20 protein-coding genes are annotated in these 26,031 nt (G+C 35.3%); 6 read left to right on the top strand and 14 right to left on the bottom strand.

Annotated features, from left to right (window positions below; all coding sequences use genetic code 11):
• Window positions 1-187: 187 nt before the first annotated feature.
• The 5 genes from fhuB to F1325_RS09330 all read right to left on the bottom strand — a co-directional run bounded on the left by fhuB (window position 188) and on the right by F1325_RS09330 (window position 6,375).
• Window positions 188-2,155 carry a Fe(3+)-hydroxamate ABC transporter permease FhuB gene (fhuB, locus tag F1325_RS09350; protein ID WP_160230354.1) on the bottom strand — a complete coding sequence of 656 codons (1,968 nt, stop codon included), beginning with the start codon at window positions 2,153-2,155 and terminating at the stop codon, window positions 188-190.
• Window positions 2,145-3,065: an iron-siderophore ABC transporter substrate-binding protein gene (locus F1325_RS09345; RefSeq protein ID WP_109374049.1), complete on the bottom strand. Its 921-nt coding sequence runs from the start codon at window positions 3,063-3,065 to the stop codon at window positions 2,145-2,147. The genes fhuB and F1325_RS09345 overlap by 11 nt, the downstream gene beginning before the upstream one ends.
• Window positions 3,056-3,838 carry an ABC transporter ATP-binding protein gene (locus F1325_RS09340; protein ID WP_109374048.1) on the bottom strand — a complete coding sequence of 261 codons (783 nt, stop codon included), beginning with the start codon at window positions 3,836-3,838 and terminating at the stop codon, window positions 3,056-3,058. The genes F1325_RS09345 and F1325_RS09340 overlap by 10 nt, the downstream gene beginning before the upstream one ends.
• A gap of 74 nt (window positions 3,839-3,912) precedes the next feature.
• Entirely contained in the window at window positions 3,913-5,997 is a 2,085-nt protein-coding gene (locus F1325_RS09335; RefSeq protein ID WP_160230353.1) for a TonB-dependent siderophore receptor, read from the bottom strand.
• 165 nt (window positions 5,998-6,162) lie between these two features.
• Entirely contained in the window at window positions 6,163-6,375 is a 213-nt protein-coding gene (locus tag F1325_RS09330; protein WP_160230352.1) for a hypothetical protein, read from the bottom strand.
• A gap of 469 nt (window positions 6,376-6,844) precedes the next feature.
• Between F1325_RS09330 and F1325_RS09325 the strand changes: the two genes are divergently transcribed.
• A complete protein-coding gene (locus F1325_RS09325; RefSeq protein WP_160230351.1) occupies window positions 6,845-9,469 on the top strand; it encodes a hypothetical protein in 2,625 nt (874 codons plus the stop codon).
• 88 nt (window positions 9,470-9,557) lie between these two features.
• On the opposite strand, the gene F1325_RS09320 is transcribed toward F1325_RS09325, so the two are convergent.
• From F1325_RS09320 to F1325_RS09290, 7 genes are all read right to left on the bottom strand, one after another.
• The gene (locus F1325_RS09320) at window positions 9,558-11,156 is read right to left on the bottom strand and encodes an ABC-F family ATPase (protein ID WP_151435120.1); all 1,599 of its coding nucleotides are present in this window, start codon (window positions 11,154-11,156) and stop codon (window positions 9,558-9,560) included.
• Between the two features lie 227 nt (window positions 11,157-11,383).
• Window positions 11,384-12,010: an NAD(P)H-binding protein gene (locus tag F1325_RS09315; RefSeq protein WP_109374043.1), complete on the bottom strand. Its 627-nt coding sequence runs from the start codon at window positions 12,008-12,010 to the stop codon at window positions 11,384-11,386.
• Between the two features lie 6 nt (window positions 12,011-12,016).
• Window positions 12,017-12,505: a heme utilization cystosolic carrier protein HutX gene (gene hutX, locus F1325_RS09310; protein ID WP_406588706.1), complete on the bottom strand. Its 489-nt coding sequence runs from the start codon at window positions 12,503-12,505 to the stop codon at window positions 12,017-12,019.
• Window positions 12,506-12,547: 42 nt separating this feature from the next.
• Window positions 12,548-13,894, bottom strand: a complete 1,347-nt coding sequence (gene hutW / locus F1325_RS09305) for a heme anaerobic degradation radical SAM methyltransferase ChuW/HutW (protein WP_109374041.1) — start codon at window positions 13,892-13,894, stop codon at window positions 12,548-12,550.
• Between the two features lie 13 nt (window positions 13,895-13,907).
• Entirely contained in the window at window positions 13,908-14,786 is an 879-nt protein-coding gene (locus F1325_RS09300) for a heme/hemin ABC transporter substrate-binding protein (protein WP_196574343.1), read from the bottom strand.
• A gap of 2 nt (window positions 14,787-14,788) precedes the next feature.
• Window positions 14,789-16,927 (bottom strand): TonB-dependent receptor plug domain-containing protein, encoded by a 2,139-nt coding sequence (locus tag F1325_RS09295; RefSeq protein ID WP_160230350.1) that lies wholly within the window; start codon window positions 16,925-16,927, stop codon window positions 14,789-14,791.
• A gap of 279 nt (window positions 16,928-17,206) precedes the next feature.
• Window positions 17,207-17,689 (bottom strand): MarR family winged helix-turn-helix transcriptional regulator, encoded by a 483-nt coding sequence (locus tag F1325_RS09290; protein WP_109374038.1) that lies wholly within the window; start codon window positions 17,687-17,689, stop codon window positions 17,207-17,209.
• A 99-nt stretch (window positions 17,690-17,788) separates the two neighbouring features.
• Between F1325_RS09290 and F1325_RS09285 the strand changes: the two genes are divergently transcribed.
• The 4 genes from F1325_RS09285 (at window position 17,789) to F1325_RS09270 (ending at window position 22,730) form a co-directional block, all read left to right on the top strand.
• Window positions 17,789-18,664, top strand: coding sequence for an EamA family transporter (locus F1325_RS09285; protein WP_109374037.1), 876 nt, complete (start codon window positions 17,789-17,791; stop codon window positions 18,662-18,664).
• A gap of 71 nt (window positions 18,665-18,735) precedes the next feature.
• Complete coding sequence (locus tag F1325_RS09280; protein WP_109374036.1) at window positions 18,736-19,191, top strand: YaiI/YqxD family protein; 456 nt, start codon at window positions 18,736-18,738, stop codon at window positions 19,189-19,191.
• Between the two features lie 139 nt (window positions 19,192-19,330).
• Window positions 19,331-20,731, top strand: coding sequence for an amidohydrolase (locus F1325_RS09275; RefSeq protein WP_109374035.1), 1,401 nt, complete (start codon window positions 19,331-19,333; stop codon window positions 20,729-20,731).
• Window positions 20,732-21,083: 352 nt separating this feature from the next.
• A complete protein-coding gene (locus F1325_RS09270) occupies window positions 21,084-22,730 on the top strand; it encodes a DUF4139 domain-containing protein (protein ID WP_160230349.1) in 1,647 nt (548 codons plus the stop codon).
• A gap of 89 nt (window positions 22,731-22,819) precedes the next feature.
• Here F1325_RS09270 and yidZ read toward each other — a convergent pair whose 3' ends face one another.
• Window positions 22,820-23,794 carry an HTH-type transcriptional regulator YidZ gene (gene yidZ, locus F1325_RS09265; protein WP_167514941.1) on the bottom strand — a complete coding sequence of 325 codons (975 nt, stop codon included), beginning with the start codon at window positions 23,792-23,794 and terminating at the stop codon, window positions 22,820-22,822.
• Window positions 23,787-24,959 (bottom strand): MFS transporter, encoded by a 1,173-nt coding sequence (locus F1325_RS09260; protein ID WP_109374032.1) that lies wholly within the window; start codon window positions 24,957-24,959, stop codon window positions 23,787-23,789. Before F1325_RS09260 ends, yidZ begins: the two co-directional genes overlap by 8 nt.
• A gap of 294 nt (window positions 24,960-25,253) precedes the next feature.
• Between F1325_RS09260 and F1325_RS09255 the strand changes: the two genes are divergently transcribed.
• Window positions 25,254-25,997 (top strand): DUF4184 family protein, encoded by a 744-nt coding sequence (locus F1325_RS09255; protein WP_160230347.1) that lies wholly within the window; start codon window positions 25,254-25,256, stop codon window positions 25,995-25,997.
• The last annotated feature ends 34 nt before the right edge of the window (window positions 25,998-26,031 follow it).

Here is a 26,031-nt window from a genome sequence, read left to right as displayed (position 1 = left end):
TTATAAAGACGAACAGCTCACAATAAAATCTAATTAATCAATAGTACCTAAAATTTAATAAATATTAATAATAATGAGTAGCCTATTGGTATTAATAATCACAACAGTAAGATTTAAGCACAATCAATAATAATTAAAGCCTAAGAATATCAGCAAGATTAATGTTGATATCTTAGGCTTTTTTCGATCAGCGACTACGATTTAACAGCATTAAACAAAGGAAATAGCTACCACCTAAAATCGCTACTAAAGTTCCTGCGGCAATTTGTGCAGGATAAATCAATACTTGCCCAAGCCAATCAGCCCAAACCATTAAAGTCGCACCGATTAATCCCGAAAGAATTAATTGTGATTTTATTTTTTGAGCGCCAATTAATACCGCCATATGAGGGGCGACTAAGCCAATAAAGGCGATAGGGCCAACGGTTGACGTAACTAATGCACATAACAGAGAAACAATAATCAGTAAAATAATACTTGCTTGCGCTGTATGTAATCCTCGCGCTAAAGCAAAGTTTCGACCAATTGATATTAATGCCAACCATCGAGTGAGTAATAAAACAACGCCCACAATAAAGATGATAGCTAATGCAAAATAAATAGCTTGTTGCCCTGTTACACGATAAGTCGAGCCTGATAACCACAATAATATTTTATAGCTACTTAACGAACCTTTCGCTAAGAAAAACTGAATAAAAGCCTCTAAACTCGCAGTTAATGCAATACCCGTTAAGATTAAACTGGCAGGGGCATATTGGTGCCTTTTACCCAACACTAATAAGATAATCATAACAACGCCGCTTCCTAATAACGCAGTTCCCCATTGTGATGTTTGTAAAGTGCTTCCCAGAATTAAGCTAGAAAATACCAAAGCGAAGGTTGCACCTGATGAAACACCTAAAATATCTGGGCTGGCTAACGGGTTATAAATTAAACGTTGTAAAATAACGCCAGCAATAGCCAGTGCAACACCAGCAAAGAGTGCTGTTAATAGACGAGGAAAACGCAAAGCCCATTGATAAACGGAAGGTATTTCCCATAGCCATTGGCGCTCATTAATATGAATAAACAGGGTAAGCGCTAATCCAAGTATTAATAATGCCGTTATTCCTATGACCGTATAATTCGATATTCTTTTAGTTTGAGAAATAATTGAAATAGAAAGCTGATCTTGAGCTCGCATTTTCTTACGACTAAACCAAATTAATGCTGGCGCCCCAATAGCCGCTGCCGTAACACCACTAGGAATAACTGTATTGAGCCACTGACCAACCCATATCGCAAGACTATCGGTAATTAACAGCAAACATATTCCCATTAATCCACTTGCAATGAGTTCTTGGCTAGCCGTTCTAGCTCCTAATGTTCTAACTATATTAGGTGCAAGTAATCCGATAAAACTAATTACACCAACAGCCGTAATAGAAACAGAAACTAACCAAGTACTTAATATAATAAAAAAGGCAAATGCAGGTAAAACAGAAAGCCCACGAGCCGCCGCACCTTCATGCCCTAAACGTAATAAAGTGAGAATACGAGGTGCAAAGATAAAAATAAGTAAAACAGGTGTTATTCGTGGTAATAACCAATAAACTTTATCCCAGCCATCTTGTGCTAAATCACCAGCTCCCCACATGAATATATTTTGAGCAAATTGTGAGTTTAATGTCACTAATGCCGTTGCAATAGCGCCTAATAAAATATTGACCACCATACCTGAAACAACTAAAGGTAAGCCGGTCATATTGCGAATACCTGCAATAATAATCACCAGAGAAAAGGCTAATAAAGCGCCAATTGTTGCAGCTACTGCACTGTAATCTGTAACCCAGCCAGTGAACCAAATATTAACGATCACTAAGGCTAGCCAAGCACCTGATGAAGTTCCTAAGGTTAAAGGGGAAGTTAAATTATTTTGCGTTAATTGCTGCATTAAACTGCCAACAACACCAAATAACCCGCCAATAACAACGGTCATAGCTAAACGTGGTAATTGTGCATGCAAGAAAAAAACATCAGCAAAAGGAATTGTTGTGGCTGAATTAGCCAATAAATACAATTGATGAGATAAAGAAAGAGAATTATCAATTTGTAAGTTGGTAATGCTTAATAAGATAATTACCAAAAAATAGAAAGTAAGTTGCTTAATTTTCATTACTAGGTGCCATATCTAATAAGCTTTCAGTAATGGCTTGCGCCATTAATGTCAATGATGTCATTCCTCCATAATTCCAGACAGGTTTGACTGAATGAAAATGCCCATTTTGCACAAATGGCATGGCTTTCCATAATACTGATTTTTGCAGTTTACTTTCATCAGGAAAAGGCAACATATAAAGGACATAACCATGTTTAATCTGTTGCAATACATTCATTCTTCGTTGATCAATACCCCAAGGTTGTGGCGGTAATGATATTGCCGATTTCAGCCCCAGCTTATTTATCACATATTCGGTTGTTGAATTTTCAGTATATAAAAAGATGGAGGTGAGCGTAGAAAAACGGATCACTTCTACTTCAGGTAATGTGATAAATGCCTGCTGTAACTTTGCTTTAAATTGCGCAAAAGTAGCGTCCATTTCAGCTAACTTTTGTTGTGCGAGAGCTTCTTTTCCCAAAAGCGAAGCAAGGGTATTAAAATGCGCCAGAGCGACTTGTGCCGCATTATCTTGGCGAGAAAAATTAGGTAAATAAACCACAGGAGCAATGGTTTCTAATACAGGTAATAAATCTTGTTGTGAGCTTGATGCTAAAATAAGGTCAGGTTTTAACGTCGCTATTTTTTCTAAATTAGGCTCTGCTCGCATACCAACTTCTTCAATAGAATTCGGTGCAATAGGGTGAGCAACCCATTGGTTATAACCTGCAATTTCAGTTGCCCCTACGGGGTTCACTTCAAGTGTTAATATTTGTTCAAGTAAATCCCAGTCTAAAACAATAATGCGTTGCGGTGTGTTAGAAGCCTTTTCATTATTATGTTGCGCCGCATTTACTGTGGGGGTAATTAATAAAATAACTAAACAAAAGGACAGTAAATTAACTATTGTTTGTAATATTACACGCATACCACCGCCACTTTATGTTGTTGTGAGCCTTTATTATCAGGGTGTTCAATCAGCTTAATGGGTGTTTCATAAAGCGAGGAGAGTCGCTCATCATCAAAAAGTAATGAGACCTCACCTTCAAACGCAATTTTCCCTTTTTTAAGTGCGATGATATGAGTGGCATAACGCAAGGCAAGGTTAAGATCATGCAAAATAACAATAATACCAACGTGCTGAGTTTGATTTAACTCACTCAACAATTCCATTAATTGGTATTGATGATGTATGTCTAATGCCGAGGTTGGTTCATCTAATATCAAGATCGGTGATTGTTGAGCGAGTAACATTGCAACCCAAGCCCGTTGACGCTCACCACCTGATAAATCATCTGCAAGCGTGTCAGCGAAAGGAAGTACTCCCGCTTTTTCCATCGCCATTGTGATAATTTCATCATCTTTTTTATTCCAACGGCCTAATGTTCCACGCCAAGGAAAGCGTCCTAAACACACTAATTCTCTGACAGTTAATCCAGCAGACGCGGGAAGTTTTTGGGGAAGAAACGCGATTTGTTTAGCCAAATCACGAGGCTTATATTGTGAGATATTACGGTTATTTAGTGTGAGACATCCACTATCAGGGATTTGCTGACCCGATAACAAACTGACGAGTGTCGATTTACCTGAGCCATTATGGCCAAGCACAATGGTTAATCCTGAATCTGAAATACGCAGTGAGGGTATTGATAGAATAGTGCGTCCACCGCGATCCATTTGAATATTTGAGAGTTCAAACATGGTCACTCATTTATAAAATCATATTCCGCCTTTTATTGCATGGTTAACAATAAAAAGCGGAATAAAAAAGAAAATTACCAGCGATATTTAGCGTTTAATAAAACAGAACGAGATTGCCCGTAATAGCAGTAATAATCACAGCCAGAGAGATATTCTTTATCAAGAATATTGTTGATATTTAACTGTAATTGCCACTGTTTATTGAAATTATAGGTTGCTGCCATATCCCATAATGTTGCACTTGGTACCGTTAAATCACTGCTCTTAGGATTATCTTTAGATTTACCTAAATAACGAACACCTGTTCCCAAGGTTAAATCTTGAGTTCCTGTTATTGGGATAGTGTAACTGCCCCAAGCTGACGCGGTGTGTTTAGGAATTAAACCTGCTTGTTGTTTACCTCTATTACCCGTGTCATCTGTTTGCATATCGGTATAGGTGTAATTGGCTTTTAACGCTAAACGTTCCGTTAATTGCATTTCACTTGTTACTTCAATACCTTTTGAAGTCACTTTACCTGTTTGTGTTGAAACAAATGTCGTTGGGTTTGCAACAAGCGCATTTTTCTGAGTGATATCAAACCAAGCAATATTAAAGTAGCCATCCATAAAATCAGGTGTATATTTCACACCTGCTTCAATTTGATCACCTTTTAACGGTTTATACAGATCCTTTGTTGCTGGATCGATAGTGCTCATTACCTCAAAGGACTCGGAATAACTGACATAAGGCGATAATCCATTATCCGCTAAATACATTAATCCTGCATTCAGGCTAAATTCGCTATCAGTACGAGATTTATCCTCATTTTTTACTTTTGCTGTATTTTCTGTTTTTACCCAATCTTGGCGTACACCAGCAACGGCAACCCAGCGACTATCAAATTTGGTTTGATATTGTGAATAAAGGCTATATTGGGTTTTATCAATAGTTCGATTAACGTTATCTGCTGGATTGAGTGGGGTATAGTTTCCGTAAATAGGGTTCCAAGGATTAATGGTGCCAAAACTATAATTATCTTGTTCATCACCTTTAGTTTGGTGATATTGCAATTCTGCGCCTGCTAATAATGTGTGCTCAAAGTTATCCGTATCCCATTCACCGACCACATTATTATCAAAGGTAATACTTTGATTTTTACCATCACGGAAAACAACACCGCGATTCAATTCTGTTGCTGTTATATCTGAATTAGGAAATGCATAAACGCTACGTAAAAGCAGATCGTTATAACCATAATTTAAACGTTGAGAAAAACGCCAAACATCATTGATATTACTCTCTAATAAATAACCAGCTGAAATTTGGGTTCGTTTATATTTATCGTATCCTGGTTCACCTAAGTTGGTAGTAGGCTTTATTTTACCAAAAGGAGATGAAATTAATGTACCGGCAGCAGGGAAGAAAGGATTAGTTGGCGTACCGTCATCATGCAAATAGGTTGCCATAAAGGTTAATGATGTATCATCAGTCAGGTTGATCGCGACACTTGGCGCAAGGTAAATACGCTCATTATCAGTGTGAGATAATTCTCCATCTGATTTTTTCATTAATCCAACAAGACGATAGCGCACACGTTTATCATCGGTAGCACTTGAAACATCAAAACCTAAACCACGTTGGTCATTATTTCCGACCTCAAGAAATACTTCATTTTGAGGTTTAAAACTAGGCTTCTTTTGTACCACGTTAACCGCACCACCTGGTGTCGATTCACCAAATAATACCGCCGATGCGCCTTTTACCACTTCAATTTGTTCAAAACCATAAGGCTCTAATAACCATGTATAATAACCATCACGGAAAAGGCGGCTACCATCTAAATAGGTTGCTGCTTCAAAGCCACGAACACGAAGCCAATCTGTGTCGTTATCCGCACCATAAGGTTGAGAGACAACACCAGATGTATAACGCAATGCTTCATCTAATTTTTGTGGAGCATGTGTTTCTAGATCTTGTTGAGAAATAACAGAAACCGATTTAGGTGTTTCTTGCAAACGTGTATTTACTTTTAGTGCTTGAGCGCTCACAACAAGCTTCTCAACGTGTTCTGTTTTTGCTGTTTCTTCAGCAAAAGCCTGTGTAGTCAAAATAAAAGGAAGGGTGGCAGAACAAATTAATGCCACAGGTTTCAATTTAAATGCATAAAAATTAACCACAATAAGTCACCGAATAATAATCATTACTATTACCACTATTATTCATGTAATCGATACTAAGGTAAATTAATTTATGCAAAAATGTCTATAAATGATAATTTTTCGGGTTAATTAACTGCTTATGTCAATCCAAGCAAGGCGTCCACCGACAGAAGTGCTGCGATGTCATGCATGGTGGCTTAAGCATAAAGTTCGCATTCCTGCTAATTGCTGTGAATACCAAGCTCCTCCTCGCATTAAAGAGCGTTGGCCATAATTTCGTAAATAAACCTGATCGTGATCTTGCTGATTTATTGCTGGATATAATCCTAATGCTTTAAATAACGTGGGTACATCAAGATTATCAGCGGCCATTATTGCGTTAAAATCACCATCCATTAATCCAGCAGGATAACCATTATCTGAGGGTGCGCCGTTATAGTGTTTTATTGAAGTTGATAAATTAGATTAATTTTATATTACACGATTTATTACTCAGGATTATTATGATTCGCGTATATATAAATAAATGTGATATTGATAAAAATAAAATAGATAAAATTCCTACTAAAAAAATGGATATGACATCTCATTGAAAAATAAATAATTTTTTCAGTAAAGACAAAGAATAGACAGTTTTAAAATTAATGCGTGCATATATTACAATCAAAAAACAGCCATTATATAAAATAGAAATAAAGTTATAGATGAGAATACTTAAATTGTATTATTGATACAATGGCATATGTTCTACATTATAAAAAGAAAAGTATTTTTTATTAAAATAATCAAGACATTTATTTACATTAAGTAATTTTATTATTATTTATTATTATCTTACTTTAAATTTTTTCAAACTAGGCGAAATATGAATAGCATAACCATAGGAAATAGTAAACTAACATCAGCTCAGATTAATAGCGTTTTATCTGGAGAAAAAGTCAATAAAGTCATGACTATCTGGGATAAGATAAAAGATTTTTTCCATATTAGCGATAAAAAGCAAGTCATGACATTACTTTATGATGTTTATTATAACCCTAAAGTTTCATTTTTAGATAAAATAGGTAAATTTCAAGAACTAAGGAATTTATCACTAAGTGATTATAAAGATACATTTAACATTAAAATAGATAATAATGTTTTTTATTTTGAGATCAATTTTATTCAGGATGGTACACATATATTTAAAATTGGTTGCTCAAAAGAACAAAATGAGAATATTATTAATAATCAAAGCATTAAATCATTGTTTAATCAATTACCCCAAGATGATATTAATCATATAGTATCAATAGTAGTAGATAAAGTAGATAAAATAAATAAAATGGAAAATAAAAACACGGAAGAAAAAATAGAATTAATAAGAAGCAGTTTATCATTATTATTGAATGATGATAATTATAGAGATAACGAACTAGATTCTTTAAAAAAAGGAAAATCAAAACTAAATGAGGTTGCATCAAAAAAAAATTGTAGTGGAATGACAAAAAAATATGTGATGGATAAAATATGGGAAATAATAAAAGAAAATAGTAATGAAGAATATAATGATTCTTATACCAGTTTATTACTAAACAATATTTTTAACGATAAATTTTATTCAACCTATAATATAATACATAGTTATCTGGGATTGAAAGAAATTCTCAATAAAGACAGAAAAATATTAGATATAGAGTTTACACCAGAAAAAGTAACTTTTTTTCTTCTAGATGAAAATAATAATAAAATCATATCCAATGAACATTCAAATATAACAAAGGAATTTAATTTAGACTTTGCAGCATTTGAATACATCATAAATAATGAAAACTTATACAATAATGCAACCTTAAAGGAAGACAAAGAAAATTTAAATAATTTTTTATCTACTTACGATACATTAAGTGAAAAATTAAATGAAAAAGATAAAGGCGACCTTTTTATTAACATATTGAATTTAAAGGCGGAAAAAATAACATTAGGTGGAAAATTAGATTTAATTAAATCGATATCTAAACAATATAATAATAGTAATATAGATAAAAAACTGGACATTAAAATAACTCAAGAAAAACAAATAAAATTTAAGATTAAAACTAGTGAAAAGGGGAAAGAAAATGTATTAAAACTTACCATCCCTTATGATGATAATAATTTAGGTTTGCTTAATATAAATAACTTTAACAATAGCGACTTTTCCACTGAAAACAAAATAAATATATTAGCAAATTTAGATAAGTATAATAAAAACTCAACCATATTAAAAATCTTTTATTATCATAATTCTGAAAAACCTTCAGAGTTAAAGGAAGAATATGGAAAAGAATATGGAGAAAAATTTGAAAAAGAATTTCGCGAAATAATCGAGCCTTTATTGATGGATGAAAAAAAGACAAATATTTTTGAAATTAGTACCGAAGAAAAAAATATAATAGAAAACTTACCTAAAAGTATCGGCATTTATAGTGTCGAACAAATAAACGGAGTATTTAAATATTATAACGATATATTATTTATAAAAAGATTAGACTTACAAGACATTGATAATAGCAATGAATATATAATAAATTCAAAAATCGATAATTTAATTTTAAATGGCAATAACAAGAAAGAAACTATTAGCAAAGAGTTTTCCGATGTGCTAAATAAAACAGTTGTAGAAAACATCGCCGAAAAATTAAAAAAAATAGAAATAGAGTCTAAAAAAAATAAAATAAATATTTTATCTTCCAATAAAATTGACACAGAAAATCTTAACAAAGAAAAATATCTCGACACCTTATTTTCTGGAAAGTTTAATGAAATTATAGAAACATACTATAAAGATGGAAAATTTAAGAATATAACTGATTTATTGGAAATTAAAGTAGATAAAAAAAGTGAAAAACATGAAGAGATAATTAAAATTAGAGTATCAGAAGAACATGCACAAGCCTCTCTAATTAATGCAATTCAAGAATATGTAAAATCCCCCGCAAGCTTTCTAGCAAATAAACTCAGCGATTCAATAAAAAAAGTAAATTCAATATTAAATTTAGCAGTTATAGACCACTCTTTATTGATCGAAATTAATGATAAAATATCAGATTTAAATGAACTCATTGATAGAACATCAGATGGAAAAGATTTAGATATTATTAAAGGTTTATTGCTAACGTATGAAAATACAAGAGAAAAAATTAGGAAAAACCAAAATATAAACAAATTTGCAAAGCAAGAAAAAGATACTAATGGGTCTATAATCAATGATAGTGCGTTAAATGTAGCATTATTAAGCAATATAAATATGTTGGATATTTTATTATCAGATAAAAAAATAAATTTAAACTATAAAAAGGATAAAAAAGAGAATGATAAGTTTGTCAAAGAAAAACAAATCAGTGAAGATTTATTATTTGAAACTCCTCTATTATACAGTGGCTTGGAAATAATGATAAAAATAAATAGAAAAATAAAAAATAAACCTGAGGTGGAAATTTCAGGAAACTATAATCAAATAAGACTATAAAAACATTTATCAAAATCTAAAAAGGCTTAGTAAATATACTAAGCCTTTTTCATTTATGTTATCTACTATTTAATAAATAGGGCCGCGATTAAGCCTCAACACCTTTTTTCGCTAAGAACTCATCATAAGTTCCTTGGAAATTAGTCACTTTTTCAGGTGTAATTTCAATAATACGATTTGCCAGTGAACTGACAAATTCACGGTCATGAGAGACGAAAATCAATGTACCTTGATAAAGTTCTAATGCCATATTCAATGATTCGATAGATTCCATATCTAAGTGGTTGGTTGGTTCATCCATAATCAAAATGTTTGGTTTTTGCATCATCAGCTTACCAAATAACATTCTACCTTTTTCACCACCAGATAAAACTTGAACTGATTTTTTCAAATCATCTTGAGAGAACAGTAAACGACCTAATACGCTGCGTACAGATTGCTCATCGTCTTCTGGTTTCATCCATAAACTCATCCAATCAAACACAGTCATATTGACTTCAAAATCAGTTGCGTGATCTTGTGCATAATAGCCAATGTTTGAGTTTTCAGACCATTTTAAACGACCTGTATCAGGTGTTAATTCACCGACTAATGTTTTGATCATTGTCGATTTACCCACACCGTTATTACCTAAAATGGCCACTTTTTCGCCCACTTCAAGCATCATATTGACGTTTTTAAACAGCGGGGCATTATCATCATAGCCTTTAGAGATATTTTCCACTTCAAGCGCATTACGGAATAATTTTTTCTCTTGTTCAAAACGAATGAATGGGTTTTGACGGCTAGACGCTTTCACTTCTGCTAATTGAATTTTCTCAATTTGTTTTGCACGAGAGGTTGCTTGACGTGATTTAGATGCATTAGCACTAAAGCGACTCACGAAAGATTGTAATTCACTAATCTGTGCTTTTTTCTTCGCATTATCCGCTAATAAACGCTCACGAGCTTGGGTTGCAGCAAACATATATTCATCATAGTTACCCGGATGAACAGCAAGCGCACCATAGTCTAAGTCTGCCATGTGCGTACAGACCATATTTAGGAAGTGGCGATCATGGGAAATAATGATCATGGTACTGTTACGTTCATTTAGCGTTTGCTCAAGCCAACGAATGGTATCAATATCCAAGTTGTTCGTCGGTTCATCCAGTAACAAAATATCAGGATCAGCAAACAGGGCTTGTGCAAGTAACACACGCAATTTCCAACCGGGAGCCACTTCACTCATAGGACCATTGTGTTGTTCTAATGGAATACCTACGTTTAGCAATAATTCGCCAGCACGAGATTCAACGGTATAACCGTCCATTTCACCAAATTTCACTTCAAGATCGGCAACGCGTAAGCCGTCTTCTTCGCTCATTTCAGGTAAATTATAGATGCGTTCACGCTCTTGCTTCACTTCCCAAAGTTCAGTGTGCCCCATAATCACCGTATCAAGCACAGTAAACTCTTCATAAGCAAACTGGTCTTGTTTTAGTTTACCAAGGCGTTCATTAGGATCGAGAAATACGTTGCCGCTACTTGGCACTAAATCGCCACCTAAAATTTTCATAAAGGTTGATTTACCGCTACCGTTGGCTCCGATTAAACCATAGCGATTTCCGCCACCGAATTTGACAGAAATGTTTTCAAACAGAGGCTTTGAGCCAAACTGCATAGTGATATTATTGCTGATTAACAAGACGAATACTCATTATTAGTGAATGACAAAAGGTAATGGGGCGGCATTATGCCACAAGTTACCCCTATTAAGACAGTAAAGTGACGAATGACTATAAAGGAATTTTTGTTGTGAGAGAAAAACACATCATAATGTGAGTTATTGCCCACGAGAAAAATAAGAAAAAAGAGATAACACAAAAGTGCTATCTCCAAAAATAATAGAGTAGATATTAATACATAACGTGCTTATTTAGAAGGCACTAAGCCAGGTTCAACTACGGCATAGACTTGATCGTCTAAAAGGTCAGCGTCTAGAAGTTGAGTCACTAAGCGTGCAACATCTCGGCGATTAACTAAACCATGAGTTTCTTCGTATTGATAAAGCTGAGCCTTACCCGTTTCTTCACCATTCAGTAATCCACCGGGTCTGACAATCGCATAATCAAAACGACTGGTTTGCAACCACACTTCAGCCAATGATTTTTCTCTCACAGCTTGACCAAACGCGGCTTTTGCTCTGTCAGATAACGCGACCCAACTATCGCCACAACCTAACGAAGAAACCATTAACATACGCTGAAAACCCATTTTCTCCGCAGTATCAATTACGGTTCGATGAGCTAAATAATCATTTTCACCGCCCATTGTGGAAATGATGTCTGCTTCTTTTCCTGCCAATGTTAAAACAGCTTCAACAGCCTTAGCATCAATCGCATCGCCGATAACTGTTTTGATCCCTTTTTCTTCTAACCGATTAGCTGCCTCTTCGGAACGAACTAAAGCCACAATAGGGCGTCGTTGTGTAACGCCAATATCTGCAATATGTGCGCCAACACCTTTACCGCCAGCGCCAAAAATAACCCATGTTTTCACGCGCAATTATTCCTTATTTAATTGTTGTGCTAATTGACGGAAGGCTGATAATTGCTCTGGTAACAATTGACGATGTTCGTTTCTACCAAGGAAAATCTTAAACATTGCAACGCCTTTATGATTGAAAAATAAGATAGAGGCGGTATCCATACCCATAAATTTACGCTCGATCATCGCAATATATTGGCAATTTTCGGCTTTAATATGACCTGTCATTCCTTTTTTACCACGTAAGTTAAAATAGCCATGACGATGAAAACCACTTGGTAATTCACCGCTAAACTCTAAAATAACATCTTGAGTATGCACAAGCGTGGTGACATTACCCCATTTCATGACGTTATCCCACACTATATCGAATTGCTCCCCCCCCATTAATGAGCGTGATGGTAAATGTCTTACAACGTCTAATAACGTTGTATTAAATTGCGTCGCAATAGTTTCCAATGTGCCATCAGGCTCTGTCATTAAAAATTGTTGTAACTCTGTATTCATGATGTTGTTTCCATCTTTTCATTAATAGTAAGGGTAATGAGATTAACGAGGAGTATTTAACTGCAAAATTAATTGCTGTAAGGAAGTCAGCAAATTACTTGCCCAAAACCGACCTTCATTGGTCAGTTTCATGCAAAGAAAATCATCTTCAACAAGACCTGCTTGATACCATTGATTTAATAAAGGGGAGAGCTGAGTCGCTTGCGAACTTAATTTGGCTAAATCAACACGACCACATTCAATGCCCGCTTGTAGTTCATGACGCCAACGAAAACCGCTGTCTGTTGTACGGCTCATCATCATCAACGGTTTTTGGTTATCCGTGATTTTTTGATAATAATTATCGAGTGAGCGTTCAATCATCCAAGAATAACCATTAACTGAACCACCAGCCCCAGAGCCAAAGGCAAGACAATCCGCGCCTTGCTTAATTAATAAATTATAGAGATTGCGCTCACGAGTTGTTCTAGCCCAATGACTATTACTGATCTGACGCCAACCCACGTTATCCATAAAATCACAACCTTGAAGATAAAGCGCTCTCCTTTCTATCGGTGTTGGTACTGTCACACGTTGATTTTCGACAGCTTTACCTAATGGTGTATTTGGCAATAAATTCAAGGCATATAAATCGACACCATCTAAGCCAATATCATGGGCAATAGTCAGATCCTCTTGCCAATTCAGCGCATTTTGTCCCGGTAATCCAAATAACAGATCACACACCACAGCAGCTCTATCTCGTAAACAGAGTCCTTTCATAAACTTAGCGGCTTCTTCACCGGTTGATGTCCTTGCCATTCGTTTACGTATTTTACTGTTAAAGGTTTGAATACCAATAGAAAAGCGATTTGCACCTGCATCTAAACAAGCATCAATTCGATTATCATCAAAATTTAAAACGCGACCTTCAATCGTAATTTCGCAATCTGGTGCTAAAGGGAGTGATTGGCGTAAATGTGTGATCACACGATAGAGATCTTTTGCTGATAATGCAGAAGGGGTTCCACCACCAAAGTAAACTGCATGAATTGGTGCTGACTGATAAAGTAAGCTATCTGATTCAGCCGATATCTCACGCAGTAATGCGTCGGTATAACGCGTACAGGCTGCTTCGTGATAGTTATTTTGATAGAAACCACAAAATGTACAATGCGTTGCACAAAAAGGGATATGAATATACAACAAACGTTTACACGCAGGCGTTTTACTGTTTAACAGTGTTTGCCATGTAGATTGTTGATCTTCTTTCGCAATAGGTACAGAGCCTCGCCACGGCATTGTGGCATGTCTATCACGAAAAGGGCTATCACCTTCAAGTGCAAAATGGGGAGTAAGATCGATTTCAGTCGAAAATTGCGTGCTATGTGTTGCGACTAACTCTTTCATTATTAAATCATTCCTACTTATTATCATTAACAGGATCAGCGGGATAAAACTGTTGATGCAATAACTCCACGGCATCCACAATACGAGGTCCCATTCCCAAAATAAGGGATTGATCAATTTCAATAATGCGTTGGTTTTTCCATGCTTGTGTCATTGAGACACCGGGAACGGACGCTAATCCTTCAGAGGCTCTTATACCGCCAGTATGGTTTTGTTGGCTTTGTGTGGTTATCACGATAACTTCTGGATCAGCCGCGATAATGGCTTCTGCGCTATAGATACGATAATTTTCGTGAGTGGCGATATTATCGCCACCTGATAATGCCAAAATGGCATCTGCAACACTGTTTTTTCCTGCAACTTGAGGAATTCCCCCTCCTGGTGAAAGAAAGAACAATACTTTTACTTTGCGCTTAATGTGATTATTTTTAGCTGTGATCGTCGCTAAACGAGATTGCAGTGAACTAATCAAAGTTTCTGCTTCTGTCTGTTTATCTAATGAAACCGCTAAGGTACGAATATTTTTAAGCATTAATTCAAACGTAGCGGGTGTTCTTGGTAAAGAAATAACCTTTACATTATGTTGTGCGAGTTGGCGTAATACCATTTTAGGTTCAGCATCATCCCAAGTCACAAAAGTAGAAGGGCGTAATGACAGAATGCCTTCTGTACTTAGCTGTTTCCAATATCCGATATGAGGCAATGCTTGCGTTTGTTCAGGATAAGACGTTGTTTCATCAACACCGACAACCTTATTGCCAGCACCTATGGCATAAACCAATTCCGTTATAGAGCCTCCAGCAATAACCCAACGTTCATTATTTTTGTTTTCTTTTGCCATTAAGTTAAAAGGCAACAATAACAAACTAAGTGCGATTACTATTTTTTTCATAATTAAAATGCCCATGCCAGACCAACTGCAGCATTAATTCCCGCGGCAGGAATAGATTCATGAGCCGTTTGATAATGCTTATTTAAAATATTATTTAAATCGAAGTTAATACGGTATTGATCGTTATGACCAAATTCCGTACTCAATGAAAGATTAACCGTCGTCCAACCTGCATAGTGCTGTTTATTTTCGGGGTTACTATGATCTTTCGCTTTTGTTGCTGCTCTTAAATATAAGTCCGACATTAGATTCATATTATTGAGCAGTAATAAATGCTTAGCACCAATACGAGAAGTTAATGTAGGTTCACCGGTATCCCATGTTTTCAATGTTGAACCAATAAATTGACGACGCATCACATTGGCAGAAACATAAGGAGTAATTGACCAACCTTGGTATTGAGCCATCACTTCCATACCATAAGTTTTGGCGCGATCGATATTGTCGTAATAAAAATAATTTGCTCGGCCAGTTTTACTATTTCCTTCGCAAATACGTTCTCCTGCACAAGCAATAGATGTGATGTAATCTTTGGCTTCAGAATAATAAATCGCGCTATCGATGTACCAATTATTCCCTTTATAACGCGCACCAAATTCCACATTATTAGAATGTTCAGCTTCAAGATCGCGATTACCGTAAGTCACCGCACCGCCAGCAGTTGTGTTCATAAATTGCTGAACAAGTGTCGGGAAAACATAACCTTGTGCAAACGCGAGACGTAATTCTGTATCTTTAAATCCAGAATAACGCAAATGAGATGACACAATAAAAGCGTTATCTTTCACAGAATCATAAGCTAATGTCTTATAACTTGTTCCGGTTTTATTATGGTGAATAGTTTCAGCACCATCTTGTAATTCTGATCCCAACCAATATTGTCTGGCGCCCATAGTCCATGACCAATCATCTGTTATTTTCCAATCATTTTGGGCAAAAACAGAGATATTGGTTTGTTTACTGCGGTTATGCAAAAGAGATTGTTTTTCATAATTAACAGCGGGTGGAAACCCCGTTGTACTATTTGAAGAAGTCTGCCCTGCGGACGTTTGTTTTACTTTATCTTGTTGATATTGAGCCCCTAAAATTAACTCATTATTTGCAGGTAAAGTAAAATTAGCCTGCATAGTCATTCCATAAGTATTTTGAGTGTCTTCAGACTGAGTTCGGTTTTTAACGGTTAAATTACCAATCATTGGGCTACCCGTTGGGGTAACAACACCAACGCGGTTTTCAAATTTTCTCTCTATACGTTGTGTATAGGCATCAATATGAAGTTTTTTGAAATAATCTGTATTAGCATCATAGTCATAAAATAAACCAACTTTTTCACGCTCAAGTTTAGGCACTTTAACGCTAAACTCTTGATATTTTCCTTCATCAGCATAATAAGATCGTGTTGATAAATTATAACGATCGAGCGAAAGACCAAACTTATGTTTATCCACTTTATAACCTAACCATGCACCTTGACCGTTATTTCTAAAATGCGTATTAGGTAAACGCCCATCAGGAGTATATCTATCACCATGATCGGCATAACTTCCATTAAGGCGATATTCAAAATCACCGACAGTACCTGAAATTAATGCAGACTCTCGCCATCCCATCGTTGCTGAGTCATAAACGACTTTGACATTTCCCCCAAAAGGCTTATCGCCACCTTTTTGAGTAATTAAATTCACCACACCGCCAATAGCTTGTGAGCCATAAAGCACAGAATAGGGACCTTTAACCACTTCAATACGCTCTAGTGCAGATTCATCAATTAAAATACCAGCACCAAAGTTTTGACCACCTCGTTGATAGGTCACTTCTTGTCCATCAACCAATAAAAGTACACGCGATGATGCTTCTCCACGAATACGGATCTGTTTACGACCAGCAAGGCTATTATCCGTAACTTCAACACCAGGAATATCACGTAATTGGTCAGCAATAGAAGATGAATTTGATTGGCTTAATGTTTCTTTATCAATAACTTGAATAGTAGCAGGGCTGTTCCATAAAGAAGCTGCGCTACGTGTTGTTGTCACAACAAGTGTTTCTTCTTTAGGTAAGGCATTATCAGCAATAGCATATTGAGAGAGTGAGAGTGTTAAAGCGGACAACACGAAGCAAGATTTAAATTGAATGCACATAGCTGCAGACCTTAATGAGATCAGTAATTATTATCATTCGCTTTATAATTTAAGTTTTGGTATTCATCAACCTAAAAATGGCAAATAGAATACATCTTTGATTTAGATCAAGGTAAAAATGTGATTTCATGCACAATGGATGCTTAAATAAACAAAAATGGCATAAAAAGAAGGGTTTTTAAGCAAATAAAGAAAAGGGGATAAGTAAGAATACGGAAGCCTTATTCTTACTTATTCTTGTTATTAAGAGAGATAAAGTTAATGACAGAAAATAAAACTCTATTCTAACGAATTAAGAAAAACTTTAAGTAATTGATTTAATTTTTGTTGCTCTTGTTGTGATAAACCAGAGACTAAACGTTTTTGGTTCTCAGCGTGTGCTTCTATTACTTGATTGATTAGTTCCAGACCTTCAGGTGTTAGCGAAACTAAAAAACTGCGACCATCTTCTGGATTAACTTTACGAATAACCCAACCTGCTTTTTCTAATTGATCAATCCGATTTGTCATCGTGCCTGATGTAACCATCAGGGTTGATAGCATTTCACCTGGAGAAAGGGTGTAAGGATCGCCTGCACGACGTAGTGTAGCAAGAACATCAAAACTTGATGTATTTAAGCCAAATTGAGAGAAAACTTTCTCCATTTCGCGTGAAAGATGCAAAGTAACATTCCCCAATCGTCCAATTAATCCCATCGGGCTAATATCAAGATCAGGGCGCTCACGCTGCCATTGCTTAGTAATTTTATCGATTCTATCCATGCATTTATCATGTCAATTATTTATCTTGACGTCAAGGTATTATCAATTTATCTTGACCTCAAGATAAATTAGTCTGGTAACAACTAAACGAGTGATTTTATGAATCGATACACAACATTACTATTAACGGCATTGGCTCCCATTGTATGGGGGAGCACTTATATTGTGACAACGGAAATGTTGCCAGCTAATGTGCCCATGACATTAGCTGCATTGCGGGCATTACCAGCAGGAATTTTATTATTAATTATCATGAGACAACTGCCACAAGGTATATGGTGGCTACGTGTCATTATTTTGGGTGTTTTAAACTTCTCACTGTTCTGGTGGTTATTATTTATTTCAGCCTATCGTTTACCCGGTGGCGTTGCTGCAACAGTAGGGGCAGTGCAGCCTTTAATTGTCTTATTTTTATCTCGTTGGCTATTACAAACGCGCCTATCATGGTTATCTATTTCAGCCGCATTAGGAGGTATTTTTGGTGTAGCAATACTCATTCTGACACCAAATGCAGCACTTGATCCTATCGGAATAATTGCAGGATTAGGGGGCGCATTTTCTATGGCAACAGGTACTGTATTAAGTCGTCGTTGGCAACCGCCAGTTACACCTTTAACTTTTACAGCTTGGCAATTAACCGCAGGTGGTGCTGTATTATTACCCTTTGCCTTATTATTTGAACCCACATTACCTTCATTAACAGGTATTAACCTTTTAGGTTTGGCTTATTTAACCTTAATTGGTGGAGCATTAACCTATATTTTCTGGTTTAGAGGGCTAGCATTATTAGGCCCAAGCTCTGTGGCTTCATTAGGTTTTTTAAGTCCGCTAAGCGCGGTTATTTTAGGTTGGGCATTACTAGGACAACAATTAACGAGTTTACAAATACTGGGGATGATCGTGATATTACTCAGTATCTGGGCTAATCAACGGTCAGAAAAACGAGAAAGAATAAAACTTCAATCACTTAGTTAGTATTAATGTGTTATTTTAAACACCATAAATATAGACTATTTAATACCAAAAATAACAAAGAGAGTGTTGTTATGCCTATATGGGTTGATGCTGATGCATGTCCAAAAGTAATCAAAGAAGTGTTATATCGTGCAGCAGATAGAGAAAAAGTGATTATTACGTTTGTTGCTAATCAACGATTAATTGTACCTGCATCGCCTTTCTTACGTACATTACAAGTTTCGGCTGGGTTTGATGTTGCTGATAACGAAATTGTTCGCCGCACCAATAAAGATGATTTGATTATTACCGCTGATATTCCATTAGCTGCCGAAGTCATAGAAAAGGGCGCAGTAGCATTGAATCCAAGAGGTGAACGTTATACTGAAGCAACTATTCGTGAACGTTTAAATATACGTGATTTTATGGATACGATGAGAGCAAGCGGCATTCAAACTGGAGGACCCGCAAGTTTAAGTCAGCGTGACCGCCAACTTTTTGCGAATGAATTAGATAAGTGGCTTTTACAACAAAAAAAGCGCGCTTAATTTAAATCAGTAAACAAATGCGATAATAACTTCAATTAATTATTTATTCGGTGATCTCATTCACTTTCAATTGATATCAAAAACCAATGAATTTATTTATAATCTTAGGGAAATTTTCCCATCAAGACGAGAGGTAATGATGTCATTTTCTAAATCTATGCTTGCTTTGGCTGTAATGGCGGTCTCCTTTTCTAGTTACGCGGCAAAACAGGCTGATTTGATGATAGTTGACGGCACTGTTCTGACTATGGATCAGCAAAATAAAATCATTGAACAGGGTACTGTTGTCGTAAAAGAAAATAAAATTATTGCCGTTGGTGGCCCTGAGCTTTCTAAAGAGTATCAAGCTAATAAAGTATTAGATGTTGATGGTGATATTGTGATGCCGGGTTTAATTAATACCCATACTCATGGTTCGATGACGGTATTTCGTTCATTAGCCGATGATGTGCCAGACAGACTTCACCGTTATATTTTCCCACTTGAAAGCAAAATGGTTTCTCGAGAAATGGTCAGAGTAGGTGCTGATCTTGCAAATATCGAAATGGTAAAAGGTGGCGTAACAACTTACGTTGATATGTATTATTTCGAAGATGAAGTAGCCAAGACTGTTGATAAAATGGGTAATCGTGCAGTATTAGGAGAGTCTGTTATTAATTTCCCTGTTGCCGATGCAAAAACACCAGAAGAGGGTATTCAATACGCAGTGAACTTTATTAAAGAATATAAAGATCACCCTCGTATTATCCCAGCATTTGCACCACATGCTCCTTACACAAATACCACAGAAAACCTTCAGAAAATTGCTAAGTTATCAATAGAACTTGATGTTCCTGTTATGATCCATTTAGCTGAAACAGATCGTGAACAAGAAGAAATCGCTAAACGTACTGGCGGTAAAAGCCCAGTTCAATATATGGCAGATATCGGAGCGTTAAATAATAAAGTTATCGCGGCTCACGCAATTATGGTCGATGATAAAGATATTGATTTACTGAAAAAATATGATGTTGGTGTCGCTCATAATATCAGTGCAAATACTAAATCAGCGAAAGGTGTGGCGCCTGTCGTCGCGATGCTAGAAAAAGGTGTTCGTGTAGGTTTAGGGACTGATGGTCCAATGTCAAGTAACACACTAACGACGATGAATGAGCTAAATCTTGTGGGTAAAATCCATAAGTTAGAGAATAAAGATCGTGCTGCTATGCCACCATTAACCGTTGTAGAGCTGGCAACAATGGGGTCGGCGAAAGTATTGCATATGGAAGATAAATTGGGATCTTTAGAATCAGGTAAACTTGCTGATATTATCGTTGTTGATACTAAATCACCTAACATGGTACCAATGTATAGCCCTTATGCAGCATTAGTTTATGGTGCAAATGGAAGTAATGTTCGTCATACCATTGTTGATGGAAAAATCTTAATGGAAGATCGCCAATTATTAACAGTTGATGAAAAAGCCATTATTAAAGAAGCGCAAGATTTCTCTGATAAAGTGCGTAAAACTGTTATCGACAGCGGTGAAGTTGTTAAATAAAAATCGATAGCAATATTTTTATCCTAGGCAGTTTGTTTTTAAACTGCCTTTTTCATTGTTTATTACTGAAATTTTTCTCTTATTCTTATCTAAACAAGACTAGATAAAGCTAATAAAAGCTAAATATTTCCCCATCATTAAGATAATCCTTATTATTTAAATATTCATTTAATTAAAAATACTAATATACTGTTTTATCTATTCTTTTCACCTTCACGCTATTAGATCTTTAAGTTTATTCTGTTATCTAATTTATTAGAGATGCAATACTATCTAAATATACTTGTACAACAGTACACCTCTATTTTTCCGTTCTTACTAATACTGCTCATCAACTATGGATAGAATGAAAATGATGATTAAACCCAACAAACTAACACTATCGCTTATTACGTTATCTATTATTAGTTCAACCAGTATTTTTGCTAATGAAATCAACTCGGTAGATCACACAAAACCGCTTAATTATGATATAAAACTCAATCAAGCAACTATTTTTCTACGGGGTGCTGAACTCGATAATAACGTAACTCTCAATTTACCCGCTGGGCAGAGTGAAGTTGTTTTATCTAATATTGCAAACAATATTGATCCTAAAAGCTTGTCAATTAGCATTGATAATGACGATGTGATTATTAACACCATTAACGTTAAAAAAATTCCTATTGCCCCTAGTTATCCCTCTGCAATTGCAGTATTGATGGAAAAACAGAAAGATATCAATAAGAGAATTGAAGTATTAAACATCAATATTAATGTGGGTGATGAGCAAATTGCATTACTTAAAGATCAATCATTTTTTGGCTATGGCGAAACTCAGTCATTAGAACACTCATCACAAAAGTTTGATTTTATTAGCCAAAAAATGACATCTATACTTAATCAACAAAAAGCTGCTCGAGAAGAGATAGCTGAACTCACTGAGAAATTAGAAGAATTAAACCGACAATTAGAAATTGATATGCCAATTATTGCAAAAGAGAAAACACAAATTGTTTTATCTTTAGGCACATCAAAAAACCTAACCAGTAAAATGCGTATTTCTTATATAACACCAGATGCGGGATGGTCACCCGCTTATGATATTCGAAGCCAAGGAATGGATAAGCCGATATTACTTACCTACAAGGCGGATGTTATTCAAAATACAGGCCTAAATTGGGATAAAGTCAAACTGGTTTTAACATCAACTAACCCATCACTTAATATCACTGCGCCAACATTATCACCTTGGTATTTATCTCTTTATAATAACACTGCGAAATTCAGAAATTCTAATATAGATATGAAGATGGCAATGCCAGCTCCCGTGTCAGAGGCAATGAATGAAGCACCAAGAGAGCAATTAAGTAAAGGTGTAACTCGTTACGTAACAACCAATAATAATGGTATTAATTTAAGCCATGCTATCGCGTTACCTTACACCTTAAAAAATAGCACAGAGCCTAATACATTAGTGATTAATCAAAAAGAAGTTGTTGCAGATTATCGCTATTTAACAACGCCAAAATTAGTTGAAGAAGTTTATTTACAAGCTGAAGTGAAAGATTGGGAAAATTTAAATTTACTCAATGGTCGTGCGAATATCTATTATATGAATAGCTTTGTTGGTAATAGTTATATTAATACTAACGAATTAACAGAGTTACTTAGCATTCCATTTGGAATAGATAAAAACATTCAAATTAGCCGTATTAACAATGAGAAGATAAGAAAAGAGCCTATCTTTATTGGTACAACGATTGAACAAAAAGAGAGTTATACCATTAAAGTAAGAAACACTTACAATTCTCCTGTAAAAGTAACTATTTACGATCAGCTACCACTGAGTCAGGAAAACAATATCAATGTAGCAGATGCGGTTTATAAAGATGGCGTACTTGACAAAGATACTGGCGAAATTAAATGGAATATCACATTAGGTGCAAAAGAGGAAAAATCATTACCTCTAAATTACACCCTTTCTTATCCTAAAAATAGACAAATTATGGGGTTATGATTTTTCTCATCTAAATTTAAAAAGTAAAATAGAAGAAATAGAAGAGGGTGCATTTGCACCTTTTTCTATTTTAAATAGCAGTAAAACTTTTAATGAGTATTTTTCTGCATAAACTGATTAACACTATTTTTGATAGTTTCTCTTAACCACAGCACTTTAGAATTATACGCATGGCGTTTATGCCATAGTAAAATAAATGAAATATCAAGTTGTTCAGAAACACTATGTGGTAGAGGGATAGGCAATGTTACTAAATTAGGTAAAACTCGTGAGATATAATGGACACAATATCCAGGCAAACAAGTAATGAGTTCATGATTAGGTTGAGAAATCGTAAATAAAGTTTGCTCAAATGACGTGTAAGTTATCGCTATATTACGTAAACGCCCATGCTCTGCCAATATATCATCTAGTGCCCAATGAGCACGTTTATCATATTCTGTTGAAATGTGAGAATAGTGCAAAAATGTCTCTAAATTCCAGGGTTCATTTAATAAAGGATGATCTTTTCGAACATAAACCAATGGTGTATCACGAAAAAGCTCTTCACAATCGATGACTTCAGGTAATAAATGTAACGCCTCTTTAGAGCCTGAATAATATTCACGACCTAAAAAAGCAATATCAGCATCACCATCAATAATGCTTGATAGCGAGTTATATTCCCAATTTCGTATTTGCACCATTGATTGAGGATAATAATTCAATATTTCCAAAGGAAATTGATTAAGTAGTACCTGATGTAAAGGAGATTCTAATATTAAACTGAAATGAACACCTTTAGGCGTTTCGCTATTTTGCTTGCTCGCGATATGGTTACCAATATTAATAAAATCAGAAAGAGACTCTTCAATACTTAATGTCAAAGGTGTTGGAATTAATCCTTGAGGGCTACGAACGAAAAGGGGATCATCAAACCAAATCCGTAATTTAGCCAATGCTTTACTTACTGCTGAAGGCGAAATAGACAACCATTTTGCAGTTAATGTAACACTGCGCTCTTGTAAAAGAATTTGAAAAATAACTAATAAATTCAAGTCTATTCGATGTAATGGCTTATGCATCACAATTCACCTTTTGTTGTTGTCCAGAAGAACGAAAGAGATGCAAAAAGGTAAAACCAATAAGGCAACTAGCAGACAATATAACCATCAGCATATTAATTGCAGATATTCCCAACCATCCCATAGTCCAGATATAGAGAGATGCAAAACTCAATTGCGAAATCCCTAAAATCGAACTGGCAAGCCCTGCACGCTGACTAAATGGAGAGAGCGCTTGGCTCATTATAATACCAAATAACAACGCAAACCCCGCACCACATAATGAAAATGAAGTAAAGAACCAACGAGGATCACTGTTTTTTCCAATAAAAAGAAAAATAACTGCACCTAAAAAGCTCGATAAGCCAGTATATAAAATGGTTTCATAACGAAGTTTTGTTAAAATTTTAGGCATCATAAACGACGTTGCCATACTGACCATTGAAAGCAATGTAATTGCTGTTGAATACTGCCCAGTGGTGTAATGCATTTGTTGCATAATCACGATTGGAGAGATATTAACATAAGTCAGGATCACGCTCATTCCCAAGCACGAAATAAGCAAACGACTTAAAAAGAAACTATTTAAGAAAGACTCACCAGTGATTGTGTTATTTTTATTTTTAGCCCACTGTTTTGGTTTAGTTTCTTTTATTCCAAAGAAACAATAAATAAAGATTAATAGCGCATAGATTGCCATAGCATAAAACATCACTGGCCATTTAAATTTTAATAAGATCAGAAAACCTAAAACAGGGGCTAATACTGGAATAATACAAGTAATACCATTTATCATAGAAAGGACTTTAGCGCGTTGTTTTTCAGCTAATGTATCTCGTAATATCGCAAAAGTAACAACGTAACAAAACCCAGCCCCAATACCTTGGAAAAAACGTGCAATCAAAAAATTATTTTCCGTTACAGAAATTCCCGCATTAAATGATGCCAATAAGAAAATAACTGTTCCAAGCAATACAATGGGCTTACGCCCTAAATTATCACTACACCATCCTGCAACTAACATGGATGAAACCATACCCATTAAATAAATTGAAAAAGCTTGATGTAATGTCGCTTCTGATGCGTCTAAATCATTCGCTATTGCCGTTAAACCTGTTAAATGTAAATCCACACCAAGAGGGTAAATCAGCACTAAACAAAAGCTAAAAAGGATATATTTTGTCATCCTGCCACCTCAATTATTCTGATGAAGAGGCATTCTAGTCGTCAAAGAAACTGAAACCTAATGACAAAAAAGCAATCTCTAATTTCCATTTTGGAAATAATATATTTATCTTATTATCAAAGTTTAGGATCATTACAGCATTAATGCTCTCACCATTAGTGGCGTTTTTGTATTAACCACCATGAATTACTTTAATCTTAATAATCGTTGTGATATCAGATAAAGTTTAGCTAATCTGCTGATATACTCGCACTAAATTTCGACACTATTTTTCCATTTTATAGAGATACACCTATGCCGTGGACTTTTTCACATCCTGCTATTGTTTTCCCTTTAAAACAGTCCCGAATAGGTAAATATCTCAATTTACCCGCACTCGTTGTAGGAAGCACCTCACCCGATTTACTTTATTCTTTTGGTTTATATCAATCAGCCACAACGGCACATGATTTATTAGGCTGGTTTTATACTGCATTTCCTTTTTGTTTACTGGTCTTTACTCTAAATTATTTACTGCGAGCTCCATTAAAGTGCGTATCACCAGTTCCTTTATATGAGCCGATAAAACCTAATATTCGGGCATTAAGTCTATTTGTTTTATCCCTGTATATTGGCGCGGTAACACATATTGTGTGGGATTCTTTTACCCACGAAACAGGAACCGCTGTCAGGCTTTTTTCTGTACTACAAGCACAATTATTACAAGGAATGACAGATAGCCAAGAGATTGCTATTTATAAATTATTACAACATTTAGGCTCTTTATTAGGGCTTCTTTATTTATGTTGGAAATACATTCAATATCAGCACAAACAAGACTACCCAACACAAAAAGAAAACCGCACTAAGTTATATCGCTTAATTGGAATTGGCTTTCTATCTGGATTATGTGCTTTGCCTTTAGCTTTACAACTCTCAAATAAGGGGCAGGGAATTAACATTAATCGGTTTATTTTTCTTGAGCTTTCTTTGGCCGTTCCTTTTTTCTTTGGTTTAATGATTATCTTAGGAATAAGGTTATATTGTACTAAGAAATAGGTAATACCGCTGATTATTGCTAAAAAAAGCCCCG

The sequence above is a fragment of the Proteus columbae genome (assembly GCF_009914335.1).
Classification (GTDB): domain Bacteria; phylum Pseudomonadota; class Gammaproteobacteria; order Enterobacterales; family Enterobacteriaceae; genus Proteus.
The sequence above is the reverse complement of the archived record's forward strand: the minus strand, read 5'-3'. Positions and strand labels throughout refer to the sequence as shown.

Coding starts and splice junctions, on each gene's coding strand:
- fhuB (WP_160230354.1), bottom strand. CDS start 2,155: ATGAAAATTAAGCAACTTACTTTCTATTTTTTGGTAATTATCTTATTA.
- F1325_RS09345 (WP_109374049.1), bottom strand. CDS start 3,065: ATGCGTGTAATATTACAAACAATAGTTAATTTACTGTCCTTTTGTTTA.
- F1325_RS09340 (WP_109374048.1), bottom strand. CDS start 3,838: ATGTTTGAACTCTCAAATATTCAAATGGATCGCGGTGGACGCACTATT.
- F1325_RS09330 (WP_160230352.1), bottom strand. CDS start 6,375: ATGGATGGTGATTTTAACGCAATAATGGCCGCTGATAATCTTGATGTA.
- F1325_RS09325 (WP_160230351.1), top strand. CDS start 6,845: ATGAATAGCATAACCATAGGAAATAGTAAACTAACATCAGCTCAGATT.
- hutX (WP_406588706.1), bottom strand. CDS start 12,505: ATGAATACAGAGTTACAACAATTTTTAATGACAGAGCCTGATGGCACA.
- hutW (WP_109374041.1), bottom strand. CDS start 13,894: ATGAAAGAGTTAGTCGCAACACATAGCACGCAATTTTCGACTGAAATC.
- F1325_RS09300 (WP_196574343.1), bottom strand. CDS start 14,786: ATGAAAAAAATAGTAATCGCACTTAGTTTGTTATTGTTGCCTTTTAAC.
- F1325_RS09295 (WP_160230350.1), bottom strand. CDS start 16,927: ATGTGCATTCAATTTAAATCTTGCTTCGTGTTGTCCGCTTTAACACTC.
- F1325_RS09290 (WP_109374038.1), bottom strand. CDS start 17,689: ATGGATAGAATCGATAAAATTACTAAGCAATGGCAGCGTGAGCGCCCT.
- F1325_RS09285 (WP_109374037.1), top strand. CDS start 17,789: ATGAATCGATACACAACATTACTATTAACGGCATTGGCTCCCATTGTA.
- F1325_RS09280 (WP_109374036.1), top strand. CDS start 18,736: ATGCCTATATGGGTTGATGCTGATGCATGTCCAAAAGTAATCAAAGAA.
- F1325_RS09275 (WP_109374035.1), top strand. CDS start 19,331: ATGTCATTTTCTAAATCTATGCTTGCTTTGGCTGTAATGGCGGTCTCC.
- F1325_RS09270 (WP_160230349.1), top strand. CDS start 21,084: ATGATGATTAAACCCAACAAACTAACACTATCGCTTATTACGTTATCT.
- yidZ (WP_167514941.1), bottom strand. CDS start 23,794: ATGCATAAGCCATTACATCGAATAGACTTGAATTTATTAGTTATTTTT.
- F1325_RS09260 (WP_109374032.1), bottom strand. CDS start 24,959: ATGACAAAATATATCCTTTTTAGCTTTTGTTTAGTGCTGATTTACCCT.
- F1325_RS09255 (WP_160230347.1), top strand. CDS start 25,254: ATGCCGTGGACTTTTTCACATCCTGCTATTGTTTTCCCTTTAAAACAG.